Consider the following 24,014-nt stretch of genomic DNA (forward strand, 5'->3'; position numbering starts at 1 on the left):
GCGGGCTCAGGTCCCGGCCCCGCCCCGCAGCCGGGGGGCCCGCGCCGCCGCGTCGACCGGCTCGCCGCCGCGCTCCACCCCGGCTGCCAACTCCCGCGCCCAGACGACCAGTCCGGGCAGGTCGAGACCGTGCGGTGCGGCCGGGCCCCCGTCGTGGGTCCGCCATTCCTCCACCGCCCCCGCGCCGCGCCGCAGCAGCCGGGCGCCGCCCCTCGCGTTGCCGCGGGCGGCATGGGTGAGGCCGACCGCGAGCTGCGCGAGCCCTCGCCACAGCCCGCGCTCCTCCTCCGGACCGCTCTTCCACGCGTCCTCGAAGACCTCGTGCGCGTGGAAGGGCCGGCCCGCGTCCAGCAGCGCCTGCGCCTCCGCGACCGACCGCTCCGGTTCCCGTACGATCCCCTCCGGCTGCCGGGGCACGCCCTCGGCGCCGTACGGCAGCGGCCGCCCCAGCCCGTCCCGCGGCCGTGCGTTCCGCGCCCGCCCCTCGGCGTCCCGGTCCCGGGCCTCGTCCCGCTCCCGGCCGTCGTCCGTGCGTCCTCCGGATGTCCCGCTCATGCCCCGATTGTCCCGCACGCCCCACCGCCCACCCCACGCGGGACGGCGTCCGGCGTACGGTAGAGTGCTCCACGCGCGAACGCGCGGTCTCCCCGCACGACGCGCAACGGGACGTGGCGCAGCTTGGTAGCGCACTTGACTGGGGGTCAAGGGGTCGCAGGTTCAAATCCTGTCGTCCCGACTTGTGAGAGTCGCAGAGCGAGGGGCGGTCCCGGAGCGATCCGGGACCGCCCCTCGACGCGTGACCGGCACCTGTCGCCGGGCCACCGCCGCGCGTTCAGCTCCCGTAGTGCACGGCCCGGGAGCGTTTGCCCCCGGTCCCCGGCACGGGGCCGCCGCGAGGGGAGATAGCAAGCAGGGCCCAAGGGCCGTCCCGTGATCCCTGGCGGGCGTGCGACGACAGCTACGGCACCTCGCCGCGTTGTCGGAACGTCCGCATACGTCCAGTATGCGGACGCCCTCCGCCTTGCGATGCACCGCATCTGACGCCGCACGCTGATCCACCAGGGATTACGGGACAGCCCTTAGGCTGCTGGTTCGGATCCTTCGAAGACGAGCGTGCCTGGAGTGTCGTCAGTGCCTGGAGAGTCGACCGTGACAGCAGTGACCGAGGACTCCCTCCTTGGCGGTGGTGTGTGGGTGGAGCCCGCCGCAAAGACGCCCGAGGCGGAGGGGCCGGAGGCGGGGGGTCCCGAGGCGGAGGGACTGGCAGTCGGCGCGGCGGCCGGCGACGACCTCGCGGACGGCGAACCCGGCGAGGTGCCCGCGTCCGTACTGCGGGACGCGCGGGACTTCGGGGAGTACGCCCGTACCGGTGGCTGGGCCTTCGCGCTCAAGGTCGCCCGCAGCGTGCGGCCCGGCGGGCAGGCGGCCGGGGAGAGCGCGAAGGTGTCCGCGAAGCGGTTCGCGGAGCTGGCCGGATGCTCGCCGGAGCGGGTCATGCGCCACTACAGGGCGTGGGACACGGCCGCCGACGACGGGCTCGTGCCGCAGTTCGAGGCGCTCGCCCCCGGCCAGGAGATCGACCTGCCCGAGGCCGACGTCTGGACGTCCTACTACAGCTCCCGCAACAGCGCCGGCTCCGTGCGCGGCACCGCGATCACCGCCGCCGCCGAGGCGGAGGGCATCCGGCCCACCAAGGCCCTGGAGGTCGCGGAGAACCCCACCGCGCTGCGGGCCGCGATCCTCGCCGACCCGGCCACCGCGCACACCGCCCGCGCCGCGCTGCTCGACCGGCTGCGCGAGGACCCGGCCCTGCAGACCGGACTCGCCCGTGACATCGCCCGCACCGACGAGCTGAAGAAGGCCGTCGCCGCCGAGAACCAGGTCGCCGGACGTCTCGGCTACGTCCGCCGGATCGCCGAGGAGGGCCAGGTCAGGACCCCTGCCGGGCAGACCATCGAGGCACCGGTCGAGCTGCGCCAGGAGGCAGAGCGGCACCTGTCGCTGCTCGACGAGCTGGACGAGGACGAGGACGCCGGGCAGTGGACCTCGGAGGCCTACGACACCGTCCGCGAACTCGTCGTGCGGACCGTGGAGGCCGACCCCGAACTGCACCTGACCGAACGCCGCACCAAGTTCTACAGCAGCCTCCAGAAGGCGACGAAGGTCTTCGAGGAACTCACCTTCGACGACGCCGAGGAGCTGAGCACGCTCTATGAGGACGACATGCTGACCCGCCTGGAGGAGCTCCAGCAGGCGATCGGGAGCTGCATCACCGCCCTGCGCGGCGCGGCGGCGGCCGCCCCGGGAACCGCCCCCGAGGACGCCGCCGACGGAGCCTCCGCTACGCCTCCCGCCGCACCTCCGCGAGCGTGACCGGCCGGTGCTCGGCCAGCGACAGTGTGCACGCCTCCGCGATCCAGCCGGCCTCCAGCGCGTCCCGCACCGTGCACGGTGAGGTCCGCCGGCCGGCCACCACCTCGGTGAACGCGGCCAGTTCGCGGCGGTAGGCCTCGGCGAAGCGGTCCATGAAGAAGTCGTACGGCAGCCCCGCCGGGAACGACACCCCCGGCTCCACGGACCGCAGCGGCAGCCGGTCCTCCAGGCCGACCGCGATGCTGTCCTCGAAGCCGTGCAACTCCATGCGGACGTCGTAACCCCGGGCGTTGTGGCGGCTGTTGGACACCACCGCGAGGGTGCCGTCGTCCAGCGTGAGCAGCGCGCCGGTGGTGTCCGCGTCCCCCGCCTCCCTGATGTACGCGGCGCCCCGGTTGCCGCCGGTGGCGTACACCTCGGTGACCTCGCGGCCGGTCACCCAGCGGATGATGTCGAAGTCGTGCACGGCGCAGTCGCGGAAGATGCCGCCGGAGGCGGCGATGTACGCGGCAGGGGGCGGCGCCGGGTCCAGCGTCGTGGACCGCACGGTGTGCAGCGGCCCCAGCTCCCCGCGCAGGACCGCCTCCCGGGCGGCGCCGAAACCGGCGTCGAAGCGGCGGTTGTAGCCGATCTGGATCTCCACCCCGGCCTCCCGCACCGCCGCGAGCACCTCCGTGCCCTCCCGCATGGTGCGCGCGACCGGCTTCTCGCAGAACACGGGCACCCCGGCGCGCACCGCCGCGAGCAGCAGCTCCGGGTGGGCGTCCGTGGCCGCGGCGATCACCACGCCGTCCACGCCGGCCGCCAGGACCGCCTCCGGGGTGTCCGCCACCTCGGCGCCGAAGCGTTCGGCGGCCCGCTTGGCGGCCGCCGCGTACGGGTCGGTGACCACGAGGGAGTCGACCACCGGGAGGGCGGAGAGGGTCTCGGCGTGGAACGCGCCGATCCGTCCGAGCCCCATGATGCCGATGCGCATGTGCTGCCTCTCGTCTCGTTCCCGGCCGCGCCGCGCCCGCGGCCGGCCGTGGTTGCGTGTCTCAGTCCTGTCCGCCGGGGACCTGTTGGTCCCAGTCGAGGACCGACCCGGTGACCACGCCGGAGCGGTCGGACAGCAGCAGGACGACGAACTCGGCGATCTCGGCGGGGTCACCGAGTCTGCCCATGGGCAGCCGCCGGCCGGCCTCCTCGCGCCAGTTCTCGCCCGCCCCGTGGAAGGTCCGCTGGGTGGCGTCCTCGCCCTCCGTCGCCGTCCAGCCGATGTTGAGCGTATTGATCCGGATGCGGTCCCAGCGGTGGGCGTGGGCCGCGTTGCGGGTCAGCCCCGCGAGCCCCGCCTTGGCGGCGGAGTAGGCGGCCAGGTGCGGCGGCCCGCCGTGCGCGCAGTTCGACCCGATGTTGACGATCGTGCCGGGCGCCCCGCGCGCCACCATGTCGGCCACGGCGGCCCGCATCGCGAAGAACGGCCCCCGGAGGTTGACCGCGAGGTGCGCGTCGAACAGCTCGGGCGTGGTGTCGAGGAGCGTGCCGCGCGAGGTGAGCCCGGCGGCGTTGACCAGGCAGTCGACGCGGCCGTGCGCCGCCACCACCCGGGTCACGCTCGCGCCGGCCTGCTCCGCGTCGGCGAGGTCGGCCCGGGCGTACGCGGCCCTCGCCCCGGCGGCGGTCAGCTCGGCGACCAGGGCCTCGCCCGGCTCCGCCCGGCGGCCGGTGACCGTGACGATCGCGCCCTCTCGTGCGGCGGCCCGGGCGACGGCGGCGCCGACGCCCTGGGTGCCGCCGTTGACCAGGACGACCTTGCCGTCCAGCAGCCCGCCCATGCGTCCCTCCTCTCTCCCGGTCCCTTGTCGCTGCGCAAGGAGTCAGCTCCGGCGGCGCCCCGCGGCGGCCGTCAGCGCCTCGCGCAGCGCCTGCGGCGTCCACTCCTCGCGTATCGCGCGCCGGACCAGGTCCGCCTGCGAGGGCGGGGCGAGCCCGTCGACCGGCGGGTCGAGATCCAGGTTGGTGGGGAAGGGGTAGCCCTCGGCCGAGGCGGCGACGACCCGGTCCAGCCAGGCTTCGTCCGCGCCCGCCGCCTTCCGCTCCCGCAGCACCGGATACACCGCGTTCACCACGGCCTCGCGGTCCACGCTCTCCATGGCCCGGCCGAAGGCCGAGGAGATCTGCAGCAGGTTCGCCATGCGCCGGACGTCCGCCGAGCGGTTGGTGCCGGCCGCGTGGAACAGCGCCGGGTTGAAGAAAACGGCATCCCCCTTCGCGAGCGGGAGCTGCACGTGGTGGGCGTCGAAATAGGCGCGGAACTCCGGCAGCCGCCAGGCCAGGTAGCCCGGCTCGTAGCGCTGCGAGTACGGCAGGTAGAGCGTGGGCCCCGACTCCAGGGGCATGTCGCGGTGCGCCACCGCGCCCTGCAGGGTGAGTACGGGGGAGAGGCGATGCACGTGCGCGGGGTACGCGCCGGCGGCCCCGGCCGACAGGAAGCCCAGGTGGTAGTCGCGGTGCGGGGACTGGGCGGCGCCGCCGGGGTTGACCTGGTTGATCTGCGAGGTGATCTGGTAGCCGGGGCCCAGCCACGCCTCGCACACCAGCGCGAGGACCTCGTTGGCGTAGTAGTCCGCGAACGCCTCGGGGTCCTGCCGGGCCAGCTTCTCCAGCGCGTTCCACACCCGGTCGTTGGCGCCCGGCGCGGCGAAATGGTCGCCCGCGACGGTGCCGGCCGCGCGCTGCGCCTCGATCAGCGCCTCGAAGGCCGCGGTGGCCCTGTCCACGACCGGGGCGTCCGGGAAGGCGCCGCGGAAGACGGCGACCCCCGGCCCGTCGGTCAGGGCCCGGACCACCTCCTCCGCCACCGCCCGCCGCTCGGCCTCCCCGGCGGCGCGCAGCCGTTCGCCCTCGTAGAAGGGGACGTCGTCCACCACCTCGGCGGCGTGGGGGTGGTCGGCCGGGTCGGTGGCACGCTCCACCAGGGCACGGAAGGCGTCGAGGTCGCAGTCCTGCTCGGACAGCCACGAGCCGCGCAGGGGAGTGGCGTGGGACATCGGCGTCCTTTCCTTCCTGGCCGAGGGGCGACGGGACGCCCGATCACTGTCATTCTGAGGAGCCCCGACCCCTCGGGCAACCAGCAGAGACCCCTCAAAAACCCCTCAACCGTCCCTGAGCCGACCCCTACCGGATCCCTGGCGAACCCCTGGGAGGACCCCGACATGGCCCACCCTTACCCGCTGCGCGAGATAGCCCGCCAGGCCGGGCTCAGCGAGGCCACCGTCGATCGCGTCCTCAACGAGCGCGGGGGAGTGCGTCCGGGAACCGCCCGCGCGGTGCACCGGGCCGTCACCGAGCTCGACCGGCAGCGGACACAGGTCGGACTGGTCGGCCGCAGCTTCATGATCGACATCGTGATGCAGGCACCGGAACGGTTCTCCTCCGCCGTGCGCGAGGCACTGGAGGCCGAACTGCCGCTGCTGCAGCCCGCCGTGCTGCGCTGCCGCTTCCATCTGCGCGAGACGGGGCCGGTCCGGGAGCTCGTCGCCACCCTGGACCGGATCGCCCGACGCGGTTCCCAGGGTGTGCTGCTGAAGGCACCCGACGTGCCCGAGGTCACCGCCGCCGTCGCGCGGCTCGTGGCGGCCGGCGTCCCGGTCGTCACCCTCGCGACCGACCTGCCCGCCACCGGCAGGCTCGCCTACGTCGGCATCGACAACCGGGCGGCCGGCGCGACGGCCGCCTATCTGACCGCGCAGTGGCTCGGCGATCGCCCCGGCAGCGTGCTGATCAGCCTGAGCAGCGGCTTCATGCGCAACGAGGAGGAGCGCGAGATGGGTTTCCGCGGCATCATGCGCGGGCTGCGGCCCCGGCGGGCGCTGGTGGAGATCGACGAGGGGCAGGGGCTGGACGCTGCCCAGTACCGTCTCGTCCGGGACGCGCTCGCCCGCGATCCGGAGATCCGCGCGGTCTACTCGATCGGCGGCGGCAACGTGGCCACGCTGGAGGCGTTCGAGGCGGCGGGCCGCGAGTGCGCGGTGTTCCTCGCGCACGACCTCGACCAGGACAACACCCGCCTGCTGGCCGCGCACCGGATCTCCGCCGTCCTCCACCACGATCTGCGCCAGGACATGCGCCAGGCCTGCCGGATCGTCCTGCGCGCCCACGGGGCGCTGCCGCCGGCCGGGCCCGTGCGGCCCTCGGCGATCCAGGTGGTGACCCCGTACAACATGCCGCCGGAGACCGGGGACACCGCCGGCGCCCCGGCGGGCGGCCCCGGCTGAGCCGGCGCCCACGGCCGGGAATTGGGGCGTGGCGCACCCGTACGGTAGGGTTGACCTGCGTGATCACGCGGGGTGACCCGCGTCGCACGTGACCGGGACGTGGCGCAGCTTGGTAGCGCACTTGACTGGGGGTCAAGGGGTCGCAGGTTCAAATCCTGTCGTCCCGACGGTCAGGACGAGAACGAGGCCGGGGCGGCTCAGCGGAGCCGCCCCGGCCTCGTCGTATGCCGTGTCGTGCCGTGTCCTGTGTGCCGTGCGGGTCCTAGACCGCGCAGCCCACGTGGGCCAGCGCCTGCTTGAGCAGGATGCCCTGGCCGCCGGGCATCTCGTTCTGCACCACCGCGGAGGCGGCCTCCTGGGGGCTGAACCAGACCAGGTCGAGCGCGTCCTGCCGGGGCCGGCAGTCGCCCGTCACCGGGACGATGTAGGCGAGGGCCACGGCGTGCTGGCGCGGGTCGTGGAACGGGGTGATGCCCTGCGTCGGGAAGTACTCGGCGACGGTGAAGGGCTGCAGCGAGGCGGGGACCCGGGGCAGGGCCACCGGGCCGAGGTCCTTCTCCAGGTGCCGCAGCAGCGCGTCCCGCACGCGCTCGTGGTGCAGGACGCGCCCGGAGACGAGGGTGCGGCTGACCGTTCCGTCGGGGCCGATGCGCAGCAGCAGTCCGATGCTGGTGACTTCACCGCTGTCGTCGACGCGGACCGGTACCGCCTCGACGTAGAGGATCGGCATCTGGGCGCGCGCCTGCTCGAGGTCGTCGGAGGACAGCCAGCCGGGCGTGGTTTCGGTCGTGTCGGACATTGGCCGATCATACTCAGCCGCAGCTCCGAGGGGGAGCGGACCGCCCACCCGGCCGCCCCGGCCCACCACCCCGCGAGAGCGGGTGGCGCGGGGGCGGCGCGGAAAAGCCCCGCACCCCCGACCGGGGGCGCGGGGCTTCCCACACCGTTACACCAGCGAGGCCAGCGCCTCGTTCCACGTGGCCGAGGGGCGCATGACCGCCGCCGCCTTCTTCACGTCCGGCTGGTAGTAGCCGCCGATGTCGACCGGCTTGCCCTGGACCGCGGCCAGCTCCTCCACGATCGTGGACTCGTTCGCGGCGAGCGTCTCGGCCAGCGGGGCGAAGGCCTTCGCGAGGCCGGCGTCCTCGCTCTGCGCGGCCAGCTCCTGCGCCCAGTACAGCGACAGGTAGAAGTGGCTGCCGCGGTTGTCGATCCCGCCGACGCGGCGGCTCGGGGACTTGTCCTCGTTGAGGAAGGTCGCCGTGGCGCGGTCGAGGGCGTCGGCGAGGATCTTGGCCCGCGCGTTGCCCGTGACCTCGGCGTACTTCTCCAGCGAGGGCACCAGGGCGAAGAACTCGCCCAGGCTGTCCCAGCGCAGGTAGTTCTCCTTGACGAGCTGCTGGACGTGCTTGGGGGCGGAGCCGCCCGCGCCCGTCTCGAACAGGCCGCCGCCCGCCATCAGCGGGACGACCGACAGCATCTTGGCGCTGGTGCCCAGCTCCAGGATCGGGAACAGGTCGGTCAGGTAGTCGCGCAGCACGTTGCCGGTGACGGAGATGGTGTCCTCGCCGCGGCGGATGCGCTCCACCGACAGCTTCGTCGCCTCGACGGGGGTGAGGATGCGGATGTCCAGACCCTCGGTGTCGTGCTCCGGCAGGTACTGCTTCACCTTGGCGATGAGCTGCGCGTCGTGGGCGCGGTCCTCGTCCAGCCAGAACACGGCCGGGTCGCCGGTGGCGCGGGCGCGGGTGACGGCGAGCTTGACCCAGTCGCGGATCGGGGCGTCCTTGGTCTGGCAGGCGCGGAAGATGTCACCGGCCGAGACGGCCAGCTCGATCACGGCCTCGCCGGACTGGTCGACCAGGCGGACGGTGCCGGTCGCCGGGATCTCGAAGGTCTTGTCGTGGGAGCCGTACTCCTCGGCCTTCTGCGCCATGAGGCCGACGTTCGGGACGGAGCCCATCGTCGAGGGGTCGTAGGCGCCGTTGGCCCGGCAGTCCTCGATGGCGGCCTGGTAGACGCCCGCGTAGGAGGAGTCGGGGATGACGGCGAGCGTGTCCGCCTCCTGGCCGTCCGGGCCCCACATGTGGCCGGAGGTGCGGATCATGGCCGGCATCGAGGCGTCGATGATCACGTCGGAGGGGACGTGCAGGTTGGTGATGCCCTTGTCGGAGTCGACCATGGCCAGCGCCGGGCCCTCGGTGAGCTCGGCGTCGAAGGAGGCCTTGATCTCGGCGCCCTCGGGCAGGTTCTCGATGCCCTTGAGGATGCCGCCCAGACCGTCGTTCGGGGTGAGACCGGCGCCGGCGAGGGTCTCGCCGTACTTCGCGAACGTCTTGGGGAAGAAGGCGCGCACCACGTGACCGAAGATGATCGGGTCGGAGACCTTCATCATCGTGGCCTTCAGGTGCACGGAGAAGAGGACGCCCTCGGCCTTGGCGCGGGCGATCTGCGCGGTGAGGAACTCGCGCAGCGCGGCGACCCGCAGCACGGAGGCGTCGACGACCTCGCCGGCCAGGACCGGCACGGACTCGCGGAGCACCGTCGTCGAGCCGTCGTCGCCCTTGAGCTCGATGCGCAGGCTGCCGTCCTCGGCGATGACGGTGGACTTCTCGGTCGAGCGGAAGTCGTCGGCGCCCATCGTGACGACGTTGGTCTTCGAGTCCGAGGACCAGGCGCCCATGCGGTGCGGGTGGGTCTTGGCGTAGTTCTTCACCGAGGCGGGGGCGCGGCGGTCGGAGTTGCCCTCGCGCAGCACCGGGTTCACGGCGGAGCCCTTGACCTTGTCGTAGCGGGTGCGGATCTCCCGCTCCTCGTCGCTCTTCGGGTCGTCCGGGTAGTCCGGCAGCGCGTAGCCCTGGGCCTGCAGCTCGGCGATCGCGGCCTTGAGCTGCGGGATGGACGCCGAGATGTTCGGCAGCTTGATGATGTTGGCGGCCGGGGTCCTGGCCAGCTCGCCCAGCTCCGTCAGCGCGTCGGGGATGCGCTGGTCCTCGTTCAGGTACTCCGGGAAGACGGCGATGATGCGCCCGGCCAGCGAGATGTCGCGGGTCTCCACGGCGACACCCGCCTGCGAGGCGTACGCCCGGATCACCGGCAGGAACGAATGCGTTGCCAGGGCAGGGGCCTCGTCAGTGTGTGTGTAGATGATGGTCGAGTCAGTCACCGGGTTTGCTCCGCTCCACGTCCACGTCTTCGTCTGCGACATTGCTTGACATCAAGATATCTCGTGACGGGGCGGGACGGCACGGGGGGCCGGGGGCCGGGGAGGCCGTCCCCCGCCCCGGGAGGAGTGTGAGCGGCGTCTCATTCTCCTCCGTGGCCGGTCAACGCCCCACGCGTCACTCCCGGCTGACGGACCGGCAGCCGGATGCGGCAGGATGAGCGCTCGCGCCCGGCGTGCCTCCCGCCCGCCGGTGGCGTATCGCGCATCCGAGATCCGAGCAGGTGGCACGTGACGCAATCCCTCATCCGGCCGTCGGCGGAACCCGCCGCCGCACCCCTCACCCCCGGAGGCGAGCGGTGACCCGGGCGCTCACTCTGGACGATCTCGTCGTCGCCGGGATCGCCCTGGCCGCGGGGCTGCTCGCGGGCTTCCTGCTGCGGCTGCTGCTGCGCTGGCTGGGCAAGCACGCCGGACGCACCCGCTGGCGCGGCGACGACGTGGTCGTGGACGCCCTGCGCACCATCGTGCCGTGGACCGCGGTCGCCGGCGGGGTGGCGGCCGCCGCCGCGGTGCTGCCGCTCACCAGCCGTGTGGGCCACCACGTGGACCAGGCGCTGACCGTGCTGCTCATCGCCGTCGCCACGGCCACGGCGGCGCGGGTGATCAGCGGTCTGGTGCAGGCGGTCACCCAGTCCCGGTCCGGTGTGGCCGGCTCGGCCACGATCTTCGTCAACATCACCCGGGTGGTGGTGCTGGCGATCGGCTTCCTGGTGATGCTCCAGACACTGGGCGTCTCGATAGCGCCCCTGCTGACCGCGCTGGGCGTCGGCGGCCTGGCCGTCGCGCTCGCCCTCCAGGACACCCTCGCCAACCTGTTCGCGGGCATCCACATCCTCGCCTCCAAGACCGTCCAGCCCGGCGACTACATCAAGCTGAGCAGCGGCGAGGAGGGGTATGTCGTCGACATCAACTGGCGGCAGACGACCGTCCGCCAGCTCTCCAACAACCTGGTCGTGATCCCCAACGGGCAGCTCGCCAAGGCGAACATGACCAACTTCACCCGGCCCGAGCTGGACCTCACCGTCCTGGTGCAGGTCGGTGTCGGGTACGAGAGCGACCTGGAGCACGTGGAGCGGGTCACCCTGGAGGTGGTCGCCGAGGTGATGACCGGCATCACGGGCGCGCTGCCCGAGCACGAACCCGCGGTGCGGTTCCACACCTTCGGGGACTCGCGGATCGGGTTCACGGTGATCCTCGGGGTGGCCGAGTTCAGTGACCAGTACCGGATCAAGCACGAGTTCATCAAGCGGCTGCACGCGCGCTACCAGCGGGAGGGCATCCGGATCCCGGCGCCGACCCGGACGGTGGCGCTGCAGGGCCCGGCGCCCGAGCCGGGTCTGGTCGGGCTCCCGCAGCAGCGGGCGGGGCGGCCGGCGGCGGAGGGGACGACGGGCAGGGGCCACTGAACGGGAGTGGCCGACGGCTGGAAGTGGCCGACGGCTGGAAGTGGCCGACGGCCGGTGGGGGCCGTTGACCGGACGGGGGCGATGGCCGGGGAGGGGCCGAGCGTCCCCTTCGGCGTCCGGCGTCCGGCGTCCGGCGTCCGGCGTCCGGCGTCCGGCGTCCGACGTCCGACGTCCGACGTCCGACGTCCGGCGTCCGGCGTCCGACGTCCGACGTCCGACGTCCGGCGTCCGGCGTCCGACGTCCGGTGCGTCCGGCGTCCGATGTCGGCGTCCCGCCACCCGGTGCCCGGGCCCCGCGTCGGCGGCACCCGGCGCCCGGGCCCGCGTCGGCGCCCCGCCCGCTCTCCTCAGCCCGCCCCGCCCCCGGTCAGCTCCTGCGTCCCCACCACTCCCAGCAGCTCCAGCAGGTTCGCGCTCTCCGTGCCGACCGCCGGGGTGAACCACAGCAGGCGCTGCCGCCCGTCCTCGCTGAACAGGTTGAGGCAGTTGACCTCCAGCAGGCCGAGCACCGGGTGGACCAGGCGCTTGCGGTCCTTGCGCCGGAAGGCCACGTCGTGCTCCTCCCACAGCCGGGCGAACTCGGGGGAGAGGTCGAGGAGCGCGCGGATCATGTCCCGGGCCTCACCGTCCCTCGCGTCCCGCCGGGCGGCGGCCGCCCGCAGGTCGGCCACGAAGGACCGGGACTGGACCGCGTGGTCCTCCTCGGGGTACATCCCCCGCGCCCCGGGTTCGGTGAACCACCGGTGCACGAAGCTCGCCCGGGCGCCCCGGAAGCCGCTCTGGTCCCCGAGCAGGGCCACCGCGAGCGGGTTCTGGACGAGGGTGACGTGCAGGTCGGTGATGACCTGCGCCGGGGTCGAGGGCATCCGCTGGATCAGGTCCAGCATGCCGGGATGCACGTGCGAGACGGCACCCGCGTCCGGCGGCACCGGCCGGTCGGCCAGGTGGTACAGGTGGTCGCGCTCGTCGGCGCTCAGCCGCAGCGCCCTGGCCAGGGCCGCGATCATCTGCTCGGAGGGCTGCGAGCCCGCCCCCCGCTCCAGCTCGTTGTAGTAGTCCACGGACGCCCCGGCGAGCTGGGCGACCTCGTCCCGCCGCAGGCCGGGCACCCGACGCCGCGGCCCCGCCGGGAGGCCCACGTCGCCGGGTTTGATGCGCGCCCGCCGCGACCGGAGGAACGCTCCCAGCTCGGTGTACTTCACAGAACCCATGTCGTCCATTGTGGGCGCGGAGGGGGCCGGGACACAGGGGATGGCATCCCCTGGTTCCGCCGGCCGGGGGCGCGCACGCTGGAGGCATGGACACGAACACCACACCCCAGCAGCAGACCACCAGGGTCGCGGTCGTCACCGGCGGCTCCCGCGGCATCGGCCGTGCGGTCGCCCGGGAACTCGCCCGGAACGGACTGGCCGTGGTGGTGAACTACGCCGGTGACGAGGGCGCGGCCAAGGAGGCGGTGACCGGGATCACCGCCGAGGGCGGACGGGCGATCGCGGTGCGGGCCGACGTCGCGGACGAGCACGAGGTCGCCGCGCTGTTCGACCGGGCCGAGCGCGAGTACGGCGGGGTCGACGTCGTCGTCAACTGCGCCGGCCGGATGGCCCTGGCCCCCGTCGCCGAACTCGACCTGGCCGTCCTGGACGCCCTGCACCGCACCAACATCCGCGGCACCTTCGTCGTCGCCCAGCAGGCCGCGCGCCGGCTGCGGGCGGGCGGTGCCTTCGTCGGCTTCTCCACCTCCGTGGTGGGGACGCAGTTCCCCTCCTACGGCGCGTACGCGGCCAGCAAGGGGGCCGTCGAGGCGATGACCCTCATCCTCGCCCGCGAGCTGCGCGGCCGGGACATCACCGTGAACACGGTCGCCCCCGGCCCCACGGCCACGGACCTCTTCCTGGAGGGCAAGACGGAGGAGGACGTCGAGCGGCTCGCCAAGGTCCCGCCGCTTGAGCGGCTCGGCACCCCGGAGGACATCGCCGGGGTGGTCGCCTTCCTGGCCGGACCCCAGGGCCGCTGGGTGAACGGGCAGATCCTGCGCGCCAACGGAGGAATGGTATGAGCGGCCCCGCCCAGGTCGTGGTCGTCACCGGCGCGTCCAGCGGCTTCGGCAACCTCACGGCACGGGCCCTGGCCGAGGCGGGGCACCACGTCTACGCCGGCATGCGCGCCACCACCGGGCGCAACGCCCCCGCCGTCGCCGACCTCGACGCCTTCTCCGCGGAGCGCGGGCTGCACGTCACGGCGGTCGAGATGGACGTACAGGACCAGGAGTCCGTCGATGCCGCCGTGGCCCGGATCGAGGCCGAACGGGGACGCCTCGACACCGTGGTCCACAACGCCGGCCACATGGTCCTCGGGCCGGTCGAGGCGTTCACCCCCGAGCAGCTCGCCGACGTCTACGACATCAACGTCCTCTCCACCCAGCGGGTCAACCGCACGGTGCTCCCGATGATGCGCCGGCAGGGCCGCGGACTGCTCCTGTGGGTGGGCTCCTCCTCCACCCGCGGCGGCCACCCGCCCTTCCTAGCCCCCTACTTCGCCGCCAAGGCCGCGATGGACGCGCTCGCCGAGAGCTACGCCGCCGAGGTGATCAAGTACGGCATCGAGACCACCCTCGTCATCCCCGGGGCCTACCCGAGCGGCACCAATCACTTCGCGCACGCGGGCACCCCCGCGGACACGGCACGGGCGGCGGAGTACGAGGAGGCCTACGGCCGGCTCCGCGAGGCCATGCCCGGCGCACTGAGCGGCATCTTCCCGCCCGGGCGCGAGGCGGACGAGGTCGCCGGGGAGATCGTCCGCGTCCTCGGCCTGCCGCACGGCACGCGCCCCCTGCGCACCCACGTGGACCCCAGCCGGGACGGCAGCGAGGTGGTCTCCGCCGTCTACGACCGCGTCCGCGCCGAGTTCTTCCACCGCATCGGCATCGAGGAACTCCTCACGCCGGGCGCGAGCCTCTGACCAGCACACACACCAGCACACACCAGCAACACACCACCTGTACCAAGGAGCACAGCCATGCCTTTCGCCAACTTCAAGGTTCCCGCCGGCACCCTCAGCCAGGAGGACAAGAAGAAGATCGTCGACCGCACCACCGACCTCTACGCCGAGATCTACGGCGAGCGCGCCCGCCAGGGCACCCTCGTCCTGGTGGAGGAGGTCACCGACGGCGGCTGGGGCATCGGCGGCACCGTCCTGACCGCCGCGATGCTCAACGGCGAGTCCTGACCCACCGCCCGAGGGGCCCGGCACCGGCGTGCCGGGCCCCCGGCATGTCCGCCGGGAGGGCCCGCAGCCGTTGCAGCGGGGTGGGCGGCAGCGCCCGGGCGTCGCCGCGCGCGTAGTACCGCTCGACGTAGAACTGTCCGGCACCGAGCACCGTCGTGACCGCGATGTACCAGAGGGTGGCGACCATCAGCAGCGGGATGACCTGGTAGGTCTGGTTGTAGACGAGCTGGACCGAGTACAGCAGGTCGTGCACGGCCAGCACGCTGACGATGCTCGTGCCCTTGAGCGTGCCGATCAGCATGTTCCCGGCGGTCGGCACGATGGACCGCATGGCCTGCGGCACGACGATCCGGCGCAGCGTGCGGCGCCGGCTCAGACCGAGCGCCTGCGCGGCCTCGGTCTGCCCGGGGTCCACGGACAGGATGCCGCCGCGCACCACCTCGGCGGCGTAGGCGGTCTCGTGCAGGGTCAGGCCGATCACGGCGGTCAGGGTGGGGCCGAGGAGGTTCACCGTCTTGACGGTGACGAACTGCGGGCCGAACGGCACGCCCAGGCCGAGCGTCGGGTACAGCGCGCCGATGTTGAACCAGAACAGCAGCTGCACCAGCAGCGGAGTGGACCGGAAGATCCACACGTAGCCCCAGCTCAGCGTGCGCAGCACCGGGTTGGCGGACAGCCGCATCACCGCGAGGACCGTGCCGAGCAGGAAGCCGAGCACCATCACCGCCCCCGTCAGCCACAGCGTCAGCAGCAGCCCGTCGAGCACGGCGGTGGTGGTGAAGTAGCGCCCCACGACGTCCCATTGGAACGCCTTGTTGCGGACGACGGAGTTGACCAGCATCACGCACGCGAGCAGTGCGAGGACGGCGGCGAGCAGGCGGCCGGGATGCCGGCGCGGCACGATCCGCGGGGAACCGGAGCCGTCGGCCCCGGACCGGGGCGGTCGTCGTGCGGTGTCCGGGCCGGGAGAGCCGGCGGCGGGAACGGAGACGTCGGAAGGCGTGAGCATCGGAAGGCCTCTCCGGGGAGGGATCGCTGGCGTGGACGACCACCCGGGGCACGCGCGGAGAAGCACGGCGGGCGCCGCGCGGTCCGGTGCGTCCGGGGTCCGACGTCGTCACGGTCGCCGCGTCCCTCAACGCGGCCGGCGAGGCCCGCACACGGCGGAGCCCATCCGCCGTCGATCGTAAGTGCCCCGGGCACGCGGGTGTCAACAGGGCGTCCGCCGTGGCCGGGTGGCCGGTCCGCCATCCGAACGGCGCTTGACGTACGGCGAAACGCACTGCTCAATTAATCGCATGGATGCCCAGCAGCGTTTGGTCTCGCGCGACCACATCGACTTCGGTCGAGTGTGGTCGGCCGCGTGTTGCGCCTGACTCGGCAGCGGGCCCTCTGAGCGGCCCTTCCCTCCCTCGGTGAGATCCCGGACCCCGTCCGCCGGCTCTCCCGACGCGGGCCGTCTCCCTCCCCTCAGCGTGCGCTGCCGCCGCACCCCTCGCCACCCCGACGCCCGTCGTCGTCACACCCGCACCGAACCGCCCGCGCCCACGCGCCGGCGGTGAACGGCTCACCCTCCCACCTCGTCCGACGCACCGTCACCTGACACGTGTGCGCGGCTCCCTCCGTCGTGTCCCGCACACGGTCACCCGTGAAAGGCCACCGTCATGCCCGTGCAGTTCCTCGGCATCGCCGCCACCAACGACGGCTCCGAGACCACCCCGCGCTCCGGCCCCGCCTTCGACAAGGAGTACACGCTCCGCCTCGCCGCCGCCCACGAGGAGCACGGCTGGGACCGGGTGCTGTTCGCCTACGGTTCCGGCTCCCCCGACCCCGCGCCCGCCGCCGCGTACATCGCGAGCCGGCTCGACCGCCTCGGCATCCTGCTCGCCCACCGGCCCAACGTGTCGTACCCCACCTTCGCCGCGAAGACCTTCGCCACGCTGGACCGGATCAGCGAGGGCCGGCTCACCGTGCACTTCATCACCGGCGGCAACGACCACGAGCAGCGCCGCGAGGGCGACACCCTCACCAAGGACCAGCGCTACGCCCGCACCCATGAGTACATCGAGATCGTCAAGAAGATCTGGACCACCCGCAAGCCCTTCGACCACGAGGGCGAGCACTACCGCTTCCACGACTTCGTCAGCGACGTCTTCCCCGTCCAACAGCCCCGCCCCGACGTCTCGTTCGGCGGCTCCTCACCCGCCGCCTACGCCGCCGGGGGCGCCGAGGCCGACATCTACTGCCTGTGGGGGGAGCCGCTCGCCAGGACCGCCCAGCAGATCGAGGCGGTGAAGACCGCGGCGAAGGTCGCCGGACGCCTGCACCCCCCGCGCATCCAGGTGGCGTTCCGGCCGATCATCGCCCCCACGGAGCAGGCGGCCTGGGAGAAGGCCCACCGCACCGTCGGCGCGATCAAGGAACGCCGGGCGAAGGGCGAACCGCTCGGCCGCCGCCGGTACACGGCCGAGCCCGAGAACGCCGGCTCGCAGCGGCTGCTCGCCATCGCCGAGGCGGGCGAGCGCTACGACCGCGCCCTGTGGACCCCGACCGCCGCCGCCACCGGGGGCGCCGGCAACTCCAACGCCCTGGTCGGCACCCCCGAGACGGTCGCCCAGGCCCTCCTCGACTACTACGACCTCGGCGTCGACATCCTCTCCGCCCGCGGCTACGACCTGCTGCAGGACGCCGTCGACTTCGGCCGGTACGTGATCCCGCTCGTCCGCGAGAAGGTCGCCGAACGCGACGCCGCACGGACCCCCCGCGGTACCCACAACCTCGCGGTGGTGGGCGGATGAACGCGCCCCGCACCCGGGTGCGCGCCCTCGCGGTCCTGGCCGCGCTGCCGCTCCTTGCCCTGACCGCCTGCGGTTCCGGTGACACCGTCGGCACGGCCGCCGTCGGCGCGGGCGCCTCCGCCGCCCCGACCGACGACCCGGTCGCCGCCGTGCGCAAGGTGGACTCCGTCGCCGCCCTTCTCCCCGCCGCCGTACGGAAGGCGGGCACGCTCAAGGTCGGCAGCGCCATCGGGGCGCCACCCGGCGCCTACTACCCCAACGGGCCGGACAAGGCGCCTGCCGGGCAGGACATCGACCTCGCCGACGCCGTGGCCAAGGTGCTCGGCGTGCGGCTGCAGCGCCAGGACGCCTCCTTCGAGACGATCCTGCCCGCCCTGGGCAGCGGCAAGTACGACTTCGGCACCGGCAACTTCGGCGTCACCACCGCCCGCCTGAAGACCATCGACTTCGTCACCTACATCGACGACGGCCAGGGCTTCGCGGTGAAGAAGGGCAGCACCACGCTCAAGAAGAAGGTCACCGACCTCACCCAGCTCTGTGGCCTGACCATCGGAACCGGCGCCGGCACCACCTTCGAGACCACCCTCGCCGCAGAGAAGGACGTGTGTGCGAAGGCGGGCAGGAAGCCCTACGACGTGAAGGTGTACTCCGAGAACGCCGCCACGCTCACCGCGCTCCAGCAGGGACGCATCGACGTGATCATGTCGACCATCAACGGGCTGCGCCACCAGGCGGCCCAGCCCGCCTCCGGCACCGCCTTCCTCGGGGAGTACCACCGGCTCGACGTGGGCTTCACGTTCAAGAAGCACTCCCCGCTCACCAAGGCCTTCCGGGCCGCCGTCAACACGCTCATCAAGAACGGCGCCTACGCCCGGATCCTCGACAAATGGGGCACCACCGGCTCAGCGATCGACGCCTCCCGCATCAACCCGCCCGAGCACACATGAGCGGGGTGATGGTGGACGTCCACGGGGTCCACAAGAGCTTCGGCCCGCTGCACGTGCTGCGGGGCGTCGACCTGACGGTCCACGCCGGCCAGGTCACCGTGATCCTCGGCCCCAGCGGCTCGGGCAAGTCCACGCTGCTGCGCACCATCAACCACCTGGAGAAGGTCGACGGCGGCTGGATCGGCATCGACGGTGAGCTCATCGGCTACCGCCGCTCCGGGGACAAGCTGTACGAACTCAAGGAGAAGGACGTACTGCGGCAGCGCACGCACATCGGCTTCGTCTTCCAGAACTTCCACCTCTTCCCGCACCTGACCGTGCTGGAGAACCTGGTCGAGGCCCCCGTCGCCGCGCTGCGCCGCCCGCGCGAGGAGGCGCGGGAGACCGCCCACCGCCTGCTGGAGCGGGTCGGGCTGGCCGAGAAGGCGGACGCCTATCCGCGCCAGTTGTCCGGGGGGCAGCAGCAGCGCGTCGCCATCGCCCGCGCGCTCGCCCTGGAACCCAAGGTGCTGCTCTTCGACGAGCCCACCTCGGCGCTCGACCCGGAGCTGGTCGGCGAGGTCCTCGACGTCATCAAGGACCTGGCCCGCAGCGGCACCACCATGATCGTCGTGACCCACGAGATCGGGTTCGCCCGCGAGGTGGCCGACACCGTGGTGTTCATGGACGGCGGGGTCGTCGTCGAACAGGGGCCGCCCGCGGCCGTCCTGGACGCACCCCGCCACGAACGCACCCGCGCCTTCCTCTCCAAGGTCCTCTGACCCCTGGCCTCGACGGGGCCGGGCCGTCCGCTGTGCCTCACACCCGCTGCCCCGGCCGTTCTCCGCCGCCCTGGCCGCTCTCCGCCACCCCGCAGTCTCCGCCCTTCTCCCGTCCCGGACTCCCGGAAGGCCTGCCCCCCCGTGTCCTCACCCTCCGCCTCCTCGTCGTCCTCGTTCCCTTCCTCGCCCTCCCTCCTCCACCTCGCCGTCGCCCTGGACGGCACCGGCTGGCATCCCGCCTCCTGGCGCGAGCCGGTGGCCCGCCCGCGGGAGCTGTTCACCGCCGGGTACTGGGCCGGCCTGGTCGCCGAGGCCGAGCGGGGGCTGCTCGACTTCGTCACCTTCGAGGACGGCCTCGCCCCCCAGTCCTCCCTGCCCCTCGCCCCCGACGAGCGCACCGACCAGGTGCGCGGGCGACTCGACGCCGTCCTGACGGCCGCCCGGATCGCCCCGCTGACCCGTCACATCGGGCTGGTGCCGACCGCCGTGGTCACGCACACCGAGCCGTTCCACCTCTCCAAGGCGATCGCCACCCTCGACCACGTCAGCGGCGGCCGGGCCGGGCTCAGGGTGCGGATCAGCGTCCGGCCGGACGAGGCGGACCACTTCGGCCGCCGCAGTGCCCCCCGCGTCGACCTCCACCGGGACCTCGCCGCCCAGCCCGCGGTGACCGAACTGTTCGACGAGGCCGCCGACTACGTCGAGGTGGTGCGGCGGCTGTGGGACAGCTGGGAGGACGACGCCGAGATCCGGGACGTGGCCACCGGCCGCTTCGTCGACCGGGACAAGCTGCACTACGTCGACTTCGAGGGCCGCTTCTTCCGCGTCAAGGGCCCCTCCATCACCCCGCGCCCGCCCCAGGGCCAGCCGCTCGTCACCGCCCTCGCCCACCGGACGGTCCCCTTCCGGCTCCTCGGCCGCCAGGCCGACCTCGGGTACGTCACCCCGCACGACGCCGATCAGGCCCGTGCGATCATCGCCGAGATCCGCGCGGAGCAGGAGGCCGCCGGACGGGCCGGTGTACCTCTGCACGTCTTCGGTGACCTGGTGGTCTTCCTGGACGAGACCCGGGCCGCCGCCGAGGACCGGCGTGCCCGCCTGGACGACCTCGACGGTGCCCCGTACACCTCCGACGCCCGCGTCTTCACCGGCACACCCGTCGAACTCGCCGATCTCCTCCAGGAGTTGCAGTCGGCGGGACTCACCGGCTTCCGGTTGCGGCCCGCCGTCGCCGGGCACGACCTCCCGGCCGTCAGCCGCCTCCTGGTCCCCGAACTCCAGCGGCGCGGTGCCTTCCGCAGTGCCTACGAGGCGGACACCCTGCGGGGCCTGCTCGGCCTCGCCCGCCCCGCCAACCGCTACGCGACCGCCTGAGCCGGAGGAGAAGCCGACATGACCGAGCCGCTGAAGCAAGTCCACCTGGCCGCACACTTCCCCGGCGTCAACAACACCACCGTCTGGAGCGATCCGGAGGCGGGAAGCCACATCGACTTCTCGTCCTTCGTCCACTTCGCGCGCACCGCCGAACGCGCCAGGTTCGACTTCCTCTTCCTCGCCGAGGGCCTCCGGCTGCGGGAACACGCGGGCAGGATCTACGACCTGGACGTCGTGGGCCGCCCGGACACCTTCACCGCCCTGGCCGCGCTCGCCGCCGTCACCGACCGCCTCGGGCTCACCGGCACCATCAACTCCACCTTCAACGAGCCCTATGAGGTGGCCCGCCAGTTCGCCAGTCTCGACCACCTCTCGGCCGGTCGCGCCGCGTGGAACGTCGTCACCTCCTGGGACGCCTTCACCGGTGAGAACTTCCGGCGCGGCGGCTTCCTGCCGCAGGAGGAGCGCTACTCGCGCGCCAAGGAGTTCCTCGCCACCGCGCACGAGCTCTTCGACTCCTGGCACGGCGACGAGATCGTCGCCGACCCGGCCACCGGAACGTTCCTGCGGGACGCGAAGGCCGGTGCCTTCGTCCACACCGGGCGGCACTTCGACATCCACGGCCGGTTCGACGTGCCGCGCTCCCCGCAGGGCCGCCCGGTGATCCTCCAGGCCGGCGACTCCGAGGAGGGCCGCGAGTTCGCGGCCGCCGAGGCCGACGCGATCTTCAGCCGGCACTCCCGGCTCGACACCGGCCGGGCCTTCTACGCCGACGTGAAAGCGCGCCTGGCCCGGTACGGCCGCCGTCCCGAGCACCTGCTCATCCTGCCCGCCGCCACCTTCGTGCTCGCCGACACCGACGCCGAGGCCGAGGAACGCGCCCGGGAGGTGCGCCGCCTCCAGGTCAGCGGGGCCACCGCGCTGCGCCACCTGGAGTTCGTGTGGAACCGGGACCTGTCCGCCTACGACCCCGAGGGGCCGCTGCCCGACATCGACCCGGACACCGGTGAGGAGCACCTCGCACGGGGCCGCGCCCAGACCCGCGAGTACCGCGACCGCCTGGCGACCGCCCGCGAATGGCGCGAACTCGCCGCCGCGCACGGCTGGTCCATCCGCGACCTGGTCATCCACACCGGCAACCGGCAGAGCTTCGTCGGCTCGCCCGCCACCGTCGCCGCGGCCATCGACGAGTTCGTGCAGACCGACGCGAGCGACGGGTTCATCCTCGTGCCGCACGTGACCCCCGGCGGTCTCGACGAGTTCGCCGACACCGTCGTCCCCCTGCTCCAGGAACGCGGGGTGTACCGCACCGAGTACGAGGGCACCACCCTGCGCGAGCACCTCGGCCTCGACCACCCGGATCACCCGGACCACGTCCGCCGGACGCGGCGGGTGGCCTCGTGAGGTTCCTCGCCATCACCCTCGTCGTCCACCGCCCCGACCCGGCCACCGGCGTCCTCACCCCCACCCACGAGCGGCTGCGCGAGGTCCTCGACACCGCGCTGCTCGCCGAGGAACTCGGCTTCGACGGCTTCGGCGTGGGGGAGCGGCACGAGCGGCCCTTCCTGTCCTCCTCGCCGCCCGTGCTTCTCAGCCACATCGCCGCACTGACCCGGCGCATCCGCCTCTTCACCGCCGTCACCACCCTCAGCCTCCTCGACCCCGTCCGCGCCCTCGAGGACTACGCCACCCTCGACCACCTCTCCGGGGGCCGCCTCGACCTGATCATCGGCAAGGGCAACGGCTCCGCGCAGCGCGAGCTGTTCCACGTCACACCCGAGGACCAGTGGGAGCGCAACGCCGAGAGCTACGAGGTGTTCCGTCGGCTGTGGCGCGAGGACAAGGTCACCGCCGCGACCCGCTTCCGCCCCCCGCTCAGCGAGGCGGAGGTGTGGCCCCGCCCGTACCAGCGGCCCGTCCGCGTCTGGCACGGCAGCGCCACCAGCGAGGAGTCCGTCGAGCTGGCGGCCCGGTACGGCGAGCCGCTGTTCTCGGCCAACGTCACCCATCCCGTCGAGCCCTACGCCGCACTGGTCCGCCACTACCGGGAACGCTGGCGGCACCACGGGCACGACCCGGCGCTCCTCACGGTCGGCGCGGGCACGGCAGGCATCCTCGTCGCCCCGACCTCCCAAGAGGCACTCGCCGCCTACCGGCCGGTCTTCGAGGACAACCTGGCCTTCGCCCGGAAGGCCGGACTCCCCGTCGTCTTCGAGACGCTGGAGGACTTCGCCGCCCGCAGCTCGGCGCTGATCGGCAGCCCGCAGCAGGTCGTGGAGAAGGTGCACCGCTACCACGAGCGGCTCGGGCACACCGTCCTGCACGTGCACGCCGAGGCGGGCGGGCTGTCCCCGCGCCGGCACCGCGCCTCACTCGAACTGTTCCAGTCCGCCGTCGCCCCCGTGCTGCGCCGCGAGATCCCCGACCCGCCCTTCGCCTGGGCCCCCGTGCTCCCGGCCGCCCCCGACCCCCAGGAGTCCGCCCGTGTCTGACCTCACCCTCGGGGTCCTCGACCTCGTCCCCGTCCCCTCCGGCGCGACGGCCGCCGACGCCCTGCGCAACTCCGTCGACCTCGCGCGCGAGGCCGAACGCCTCGGCTACGGGCGCTACTGGTTCGCCGAGCACCACCTCAACCCCGGGGTCGCCGGCACCTCGCCCGCCGTCGTCCTGGCCCTGACCGCCGCCGCCACCTCCACCATCCGGCTCGGCTCCGGCGCCGTGCAGCTCGGCCACCGCACGGCGCTGTCCACCGTGGAGGAGTTCGGCCTCCTCGACGCCGTGCACCCGGGCCGCTTCGACCTCGGTCTCGGCCGCTCGGGCGGACGCCCGCCGGGGGAGCACTCCGCACCGCCGCCGACGACCCCGGTCGTCGACGGGCGCACCCCCAACGGCCTGCTGATCCCGCCCCGGTTCTCCTTCGCGCACCTCCTCGGCTCGCCCCGCGTCGCCCTGCAGCGCAGGCTGCTCATGCTCCCGGGCGCCGACTCGCAGGACTACGCCGAGCAGATCGACGACCTGCTCGCCCTCCTGGAGGGCACCTACCGTTCCCCGGAGGGCGTCGAGGCGCACGTCGTGCCGGGAGAGGGCGCCGACCTCCAGGTGTGGATCCTCGGCAGCAGCGGCGGCCAGAGCGCCGCGGTCGCCGGCCGCCGGGGGCTGCGGTTCGCGGCGAACTACCACGTCAGCCCGGCCACGGTCCTGGAGGCGGTGGAGGGCTACCGGGCCTTCTTCCAGCCGTCCGAGCACCTCGACAAGCCCTACGTCACCGTCTCGGCGGACGTCGTCGTCGCCGAGGACGACGCCACCGCCAGCGAACTCGCCACCGGGTACGGCCCGTGGGTGCGCAGCATCCGCACCGCCGAGGGCGCCATCCCCTTCCCGACGCCCGAGGAGGCCCGCGCCCACCCGTGGACGGAGGAGGACCGAGCCCTCGTGCGGGACCGCCTCGACACCCGGTTCACCGGTTCGCCCGCCCGGGTCGCCGACGAGCTGGAGCGGCTGCGGGAGGCCACGGACGCCGACGAGCTCCTCATCACGACGATCACCCACGACCACGCCGACCGGGTCCGGTCCTACGCGCTCCTCGCCGAGGAATGGCGCCGCAGGGGGCACACCCTCGGACCGCGCTGACCCCTTCCCGGTCCT

21 protein-coding genes and 2 tRNA genes are annotated in these 24,014 nt (G+C 73.2%); 15 read left to right on the forward strand and 8 right to left on the reverse strand.

The window, feature by feature from the left end; all coding sequences use genetic code 11:
- Positions 1-6: 6 nt before the first annotated feature.
- Positions 7-555: a DUF309 domain-containing protein gene (locus OHB09_RS28310; protein ID WP_319119299.1), complete on the reverse strand. Its 549-nt coding sequence runs from the start codon at positions 553-555 to the stop codon at positions 7-9.
- A 107-nt stretch (positions 556-662) separates the two neighbouring features.
- On the opposite strand from OHB09_RS28310, the gene OHB09_RS28315 reads away from it, so the two are divergent.
- Together OHB09_RS28315 and OHB09_RS28320 are read left to right on the forward strand one after the other, a co-directional pair.
- Positions 663-736 (forward strand) — tRNA-Pro (locus tag OHB09_RS28315).
- A gap of 413 nt (positions 737-1,149) precedes the next feature.
- Entirely contained in the window at positions 1,150-2,373 is a 1,224-nt protein-coding gene (locus tag OHB09_RS28320; protein ID WP_167794693.1) for a hypothetical protein, read from the forward strand.
- Here the strand turns inward: OHB09_RS28320 and OHB09_RS28325 are convergent.
- From OHB09_RS28325 to OHB09_RS28335, 3 genes are all read right to left on the reverse strand, one after another.
- Positions 2,342-3,349: a Gfo/Idh/MocA family protein gene (locus OHB09_RS28325; protein ID WP_093599676.1), complete on the reverse strand. Its 1,008-nt coding sequence runs from the start codon at positions 3,347-3,349 to the stop codon at positions 2,342-2,344. The genes OHB09_RS28320 and OHB09_RS28325 overlap by 32 nt on opposite strands.
- 61 nt (positions 3,350-3,410) lie before the next feature.
- On the reverse strand, positions 3,411-4,190 hold the full coding sequence (locus tag OHB09_RS28330; RefSeq protein ID WP_167795265.1) for an SDR family oxidoreductase: 780 nt from the start codon (positions 4,188-4,190) through the stop codon (positions 3,411-3,413).
- 42 nt (positions 4,191-4,232) lie between these two features.
- Complete coding sequence (locus tag OHB09_RS28335; protein WP_328922745.1) at positions 4,233-5,405, reverse strand: phytanoyl-CoA dioxygenase family protein; 1,173 nt, start codon at positions 5,403-5,405, stop codon at positions 4,233-4,235.
- A 165-nt stretch (positions 5,406-5,570) separates the two neighbouring features.
- On the opposite strand from OHB09_RS28335, the gene OHB09_RS28340 reads away from it, so the two are divergent.
- Both OHB09_RS28340 and OHB09_RS28345 read left to right on the forward strand, forming a co-directional pair.
- Complete coding sequence (locus OHB09_RS28340) at positions 5,571-6,632, forward strand: LacI family DNA-binding transcriptional regulator (protein WP_191851760.1); 1,062 nt, start codon at positions 5,571-5,573, stop codon at positions 6,630-6,632.
- Positions 6,633-6,725: 93 nt separating this feature from the next.
- Positions 6,726-6,799 (forward strand) — tRNA-Pro (locus OHB09_RS28345).
- A gap of 95 nt (positions 6,800-6,894) precedes the next feature.
- On the opposite strand, the gene OHB09_RS28350 is transcribed toward OHB09_RS28345, so the two are convergent.
- Positions 6,895-7,431, reverse strand: a complete 537-nt coding sequence (locus OHB09_RS28350) for an NUDIX hydrolase family protein (protein ID WP_006141042.1) — start codon at positions 7,429-7,431, stop codon at positions 6,895-6,897.
- 147 nt (positions 7,432-7,578) lie between these two features.
- Positions 7,579-9,798 (reverse strand): NADP-dependent isocitrate dehydrogenase, encoded by a 2,220-nt coding sequence (locus OHB09_RS28355; RefSeq protein ID WP_191891502.1) that lies wholly within the window; start codon positions 9,796-9,798, stop codon positions 7,579-7,581.
- 356 nt (positions 9,799-10,154) lie between these two features.
- Here OHB09_RS28355 and OHB09_RS28360 point away from each other — a divergent pair, with 356 nt between their 5' ends.
- On the forward strand, positions 10,155-11,264 hold the full coding sequence (locus tag OHB09_RS28360; protein ID WP_328922746.1) for a mechanosensitive ion channel family protein: 1,110 nt from the start codon (positions 10,155-10,157) through the stop codon (positions 11,262-11,264).
- A 347-nt stretch (positions 11,265-11,611) separates the two neighbouring features.
- On the opposite strand, the gene OHB09_RS28365 is transcribed toward OHB09_RS28360, so the two are convergent.
- Positions 11,612-12,484 carry a helix-turn-helix transcriptional regulator gene (locus OHB09_RS28365; RefSeq protein WP_191851759.1) on the reverse strand — a complete coding sequence of 291 codons (873 nt, stop codon included), beginning with the start codon at positions 12,482-12,484 and terminating at the stop codon, positions 11,612-11,614.
- A 77-nt stretch (positions 12,485-12,561) separates the two neighbouring features.
- On the opposite strand from OHB09_RS28365, the gene OHB09_RS28370 reads away from it, so the two are divergent.
- The 3 genes from OHB09_RS28370 to OHB09_RS28380 are packed head-to-tail and all read left to right on the forward strand — an operon-like array spanning position 12,562 to position 14,489.
- On the forward strand, positions 12,562-13,320 hold the full coding sequence (locus tag OHB09_RS28370) for an SDR family oxidoreductase (RefSeq protein WP_006141048.1): 759 nt from the start codon (positions 12,562-12,564) through the stop codon (positions 13,318-13,320).
- A complete protein-coding gene (locus tag OHB09_RS28375) occupies positions 13,317-14,222 on the forward strand; it encodes an SDR family NAD(P)-dependent oxidoreductase (protein WP_319119303.1) in 906 nt (301 codons plus the stop codon). Before OHB09_RS28370 ends, OHB09_RS28375 begins: the two co-directional genes overlap by 4 nt.
- A 57-nt stretch (positions 14,223-14,279) precedes the next feature.
- Positions 14,280-14,489, forward strand: a complete 210-nt coding sequence (locus tag OHB09_RS28380) for a 4-oxalocrotonate tautomerase family protein (protein ID WP_006141051.1) — start codon at positions 14,280-14,282, stop codon at positions 14,487-14,489.
- On the opposite strand, the gene OHB09_RS28385 is transcribed toward OHB09_RS28380, so the two are convergent.
- A complete protein-coding gene (locus tag OHB09_RS28385; protein ID WP_234527346.1) occupies positions 14,473-15,498 on the reverse strand; it encodes an amino acid ABC transporter permease in 1,026 nt (341 codons plus the stop codon). The genes OHB09_RS28380 and OHB09_RS28385 overlap by 17 nt on opposite strands.
- 655 nt (positions 15,499-16,153) lie before the next feature.
- On the opposite strand from OHB09_RS28385, the gene OHB09_RS28390 reads away from it, so the two are divergent.
- The 7 genes from OHB09_RS28390 (at position 16,154) to OHB09_RS28420 (ending at position 23,999) form a co-directional block, all read left to right on the forward strand.
- Positions 16,154-17,287, forward strand: a complete 1,134-nt coding sequence (locus OHB09_RS28390) for an LLM class flavin-dependent oxidoreductase (protein ID WP_328728012.1) — start codon at positions 16,154-16,156, stop codon at positions 17,285-17,287.
- Positions 17,284-18,234 (forward strand): ABC transporter substrate-binding protein, encoded by a 951-nt coding sequence (locus OHB09_RS28395; protein ID WP_006141054.1) that lies wholly within the window; start codon positions 17,284-17,286, stop codon positions 18,232-18,234. Before OHB09_RS28390 ends, OHB09_RS28395 begins: the two co-directional genes overlap by 4 nt.
- Positions 18,231-18,995 (forward strand): amino acid ABC transporter ATP-binding protein, encoded by a 765-nt coding sequence (locus tag OHB09_RS28400; protein WP_319119305.1) that lies wholly within the window; start codon positions 18,231-18,233, stop codon positions 18,993-18,995. The genes OHB09_RS28395 and OHB09_RS28400 overlap by 4 nt, the downstream gene beginning before the upstream one ends.
- Before the next feature lie 141 nt (positions 18,996-19,136).
- Complete coding sequence (locus OHB09_RS28405) at positions 19,137-20,369, forward strand: LLM class flavin-dependent oxidoreductase (protein WP_328922747.1); 1,233 nt, start codon at positions 19,137-19,139, stop codon at positions 20,367-20,369.
- A gap of 18 nt (positions 20,370-20,387) precedes the next feature.
- Positions 20,388-21,773, forward strand: a complete 1,386-nt coding sequence (locus tag OHB09_RS28410) for an NtaA/DmoA family FMN-dependent monooxygenase (RefSeq protein ID WP_328922748.1) — start codon at positions 20,388-20,390, stop codon at positions 21,771-21,773.
- Entirely contained in the window at positions 21,770-22,861 is a 1,092-nt protein-coding gene (locus tag OHB09_RS28415; protein WP_328922749.1) for an LLM class flavin-dependent oxidoreductase, read from the forward strand. The genes OHB09_RS28410 and OHB09_RS28415 overlap by 4 nt, the downstream gene beginning before the upstream one ends.
- A complete protein-coding gene (locus OHB09_RS28420; RefSeq protein WP_328922750.1) occupies positions 22,854-23,999 on the forward strand; it encodes an LLM class flavin-dependent oxidoreductase in 1,146 nt (381 codons plus the stop codon). Before OHB09_RS28415 ends, OHB09_RS28420 begins: the two co-directional genes overlap by 8 nt.
- Positions 24,000-24,014 lie beyond the last annotated feature (15 nt).

The sequence above is a fragment of the Streptomyces griseoaurantiacus genome (genome assembly GCF_036189845.1).
Lineage (GTDB): Bacteria > Actinomycetota > Actinomycetes > Streptomycetales > Streptomycetaceae > Streptomyces > Streptomyces griseoaurantiacus.